The organism is Streptomyces aureus (assembly GCF_001418135.1).
Taxonomy (GTDB): Bacteria; Actinomycetota; Actinomycetes; order Streptomycetales; family Streptomycetaceae; genus Streptomyces; species Streptomyces aureus_A.
In genome coordinates, this window is sequence record NZ_LIPQ01000646.1 from 1 (window position 1) to 2,931 (window position 2,931).

Here is a 2,931-nt window from a genome sequence, read left to right on the forward strand (position 1 = left end):
GACATCCACCTCCACGGCCGGGGCCACCTCCACTCCCACTCCCAGCTCCACCTCCTCTTCCACGTCCACTTCCAGTTCGGCTTCCACCTCCGCGTCCGGCCGTGGCCTTCCCGGTGGACCGCTCGTGCTCGGGGTGCGCCACCACGGGCCCGGGTCCGCGCGGGGAGTGCGGGCCGCGCTGGAGGCGGCGAAGCCCGCCGTCGTGCTCGTCGAAGGCCCCGCCGAGGCCGACGCGCTCGTGGAGCTCGCCGGAGATCCCGACATGCGGCCGCCGGTCGCGCTGCTCGCCCACGCCGTGGACGACCCGGGGCGGGCCGCGTTCTGGCCGATGGCCGCCTTCTCGCCCGAGTGGGTCGCGATCCGCTGGGCCCTCGACCGGGGCGCCGCCGTCCGGTTCATCGACCTGCCCGCCGCGCACGGCCTGGCCGCCGCCGACCCCACCTGGGACGACGGGGAGGAAGAGGTCTCCGGCAGCGGCCTGCGGATCGACCCGGTCGCCGAACTCGCCCGGGTCGCCGGGTACGAGGACGCCGAGCGCTGGTGGGAGGACGTCGTCGAACTGCGCGGTGACGACGACCCCACGGCCCCCTTCGAGGCCCTCGCCGAGGCGATGGGCGCGCTCCGCGAGGCGTACGGCCACGGCGGGCACCCCCGTGACCTCGTCCGCGAGGCCCATATGCGGATCCGGCTGCGCGCCGCCCGCAAGGAGTTCGGCGACGCCGTCGCCGTCGTCTGCGGTGCCTGGCACGTCCCCGCCCTCACCCGGAAGACCACCGTCGCCGCCGACCGGGCCCTGCTCAAGGGGCTGCCCAAGGTGAAGACCGAGATGACCTGGGTCCCCTGGACCCACCGCAGGCTCGCCCGTCGCTCGGGGTACGGCGCGGGGATCGAGGCGCCCGGCTGGTACGCACACCTCTTCGCCGCCCCCGACCGGCCCGTCGAGCGGTGGATGACCAAGGTCGCCGGACTCCTCAGGGCCGAGGACCACCTCGTCTCCTCCGCCCATGTCATCGAGGCCGTCCGGCTCGCCGAGACCCTCGCCGCACTGCGCGGCCGCCCGCTCCCCGGCCTCGACGAGACGACCGACGCCGTCCGCGCCGTGCTCTGCGAGGGCTCCGACGTGCCGCTCGACCTCGTCCGGGACCGCCTCGTCGTCGGCGACGTCCTCGGCGAGGTCCCGGCCGGCGCCCCCGCCGTCCCCCTCCAGCGCGATCTGGCCCGCCGTCAGCGCACCCTGCGCCTCAAGCCCGAGGCCACCGAGCGCGAGCTCGACCTCGACCTACGCAAGGACATGGACGGGCAGCGCAGCAGGCTGCTGCACCGGCTGCGGCTCCTCGGCATCGGCTGGGGCGAACCCGCCACCGGCCGGTCCGGCACCGGCACCTTCCGGGAGACCTGGCGGCTGCGTTGGGAGCCCGAGCTGCACGTCCAGGTCGCCGAGGCCGGCGTCTGGGGCACCACCGTCGAGGCCGCCGCCACCGCCCGGGCCAGGTCCCGGGCCCAGGGGGCCGAGGCCCTCGCCGACATCACCGCCGTCGCCGAGCAGTGCCTGCTGGCCGGGCTCACCGACGCGCTCCCCGTCGTCATGCGGGCGCTCGCCGACCGGGCCGCGCTCGACTCCGACGTCGCGCATCTCGCCCAGGCACTCCCCGCCCTCGCCCGCTCCCTGCGCTACGGCGACGTCCGGGGCACCGAGACGGCGGCCCTCGCGGACGTGGCCGCAGGCCTCGCCGAACGGATCTGCGTCGGCCTGCCGCCCGCCTGCGCGGGACTCGACGCCGACGCGGCCGCCGCCATGCGCGAGCGGATCGACGAGGTGCACCAGGCCCTCGGACTGCTCCCGGGGGCGGACGGGCTGACCGACCGCTGGGCCGGCGTCCTCCGCCGGCTCGCCGACCGCGACCGGATCCCGGGCATCCTCAGGGGCCGTGCCGCCCGGCTCCTGCTGGACGAGGGCCGGATCGCCGAGGACGAGGCCGCCCTCCTCATGAGCCGCGCCCTCTCGCCGGGCACCCCGCCGGCCGACGCCGCCGCCTGGATCGACGGCTTCGTCGGCGGGGCCTCGGGCGGCGGACTGCTCCTGGTCCACGACGAGCGCCTCCTCGGACTGGTCGACGACTGGCTGACGGGCGTCCCCGTGGAGGCGTTCAGCGACGTCCTGCCGCTGCTGCGGCGCACCTTCTCCGGATACGAGCCGGGCGTGCGCCGCACCCTCGGCGAGCTGATCGCCCGCGGCCCGCGGGCCGGCGGCCCCGGGCACACCACCCGCGTCCCCGGCTTCGCGCCCACCCCTGACCGGGACCGGGCGGACGCCGTCCTGCCCCTCCTCCACCTCGTCCTCGGCACGGAGGCCCTCGTATGAGCACCGGCACGACCACCGACGTGACCACCGGCCCGGCCGCCGACGCGAACACGGGAGCGGCGGCGGACGACGAGAGGCTGCGCCGCTGGCGGCTCGTCCTCGGCGGCGGGGAGGCGGAGGGCACCGGCCGCGCGCTCACCGGCACCGACGCCGCCATGGACGGGGCCCTCACCGCGCTCTACGGCCGCGGGAACCAGGGCGGCGACCGCACCGGAAGGGACCGCTCGGCCGGACTCGGGGCCTCCGCGCCCTCCGTCGCCCGCTGGCTCGGCGACATCCGCACCTACTTCCCCAGCTCCGTCGTCCAGGTCATGCAGCGCGACGCGATCGACCGGCTGGGCCTCGCCACCCTGCTCCTGGAGCCGGAGATGCTGGAGGCCGTCGAGGCGGACGTCCATCTCGTCGGCACCCTCCTCTCCCTCCACAAGGCTATGCCCGAGACGACCAGGGAGACCGCGCGGGCCGTCGTGCGCAAGGTCGTCGACGACCTGGAGAAGCGCCTCGCCACCCGCACCCGCGCGACCCTGACCGGCGCCCTCGACCGTTCCGCCCGGATCGGCCGCCCCCGC

The 2,931-nt window shown here is 76.7% G+C and carries 1 protein-coding gene and 1 pseudogene; both read left to right on the forward strand.

Annotated elements, in window-relative coordinates:
- Window positions 1–124 precede the first annotated feature (124 nt).
- Complete coding sequence (locus AOK00_RS35610; protein ID WP_055604239.1) at window positions 125–2,362, forward strand: DUF5682 family protein; 2,238 nt, start codon at window positions 125–127, stop codon at window positions 2,360–2,362.
- A pseudogene (locus tag AOK00_RS35615) lies at window positions 2,359–2,931 on the forward strand (hypothetical protein); the annotation flags it as partial. The gene AOK00_RS35610 and the pseudogene AOK00_RS35615, both read left to right, overlap by 4 nt.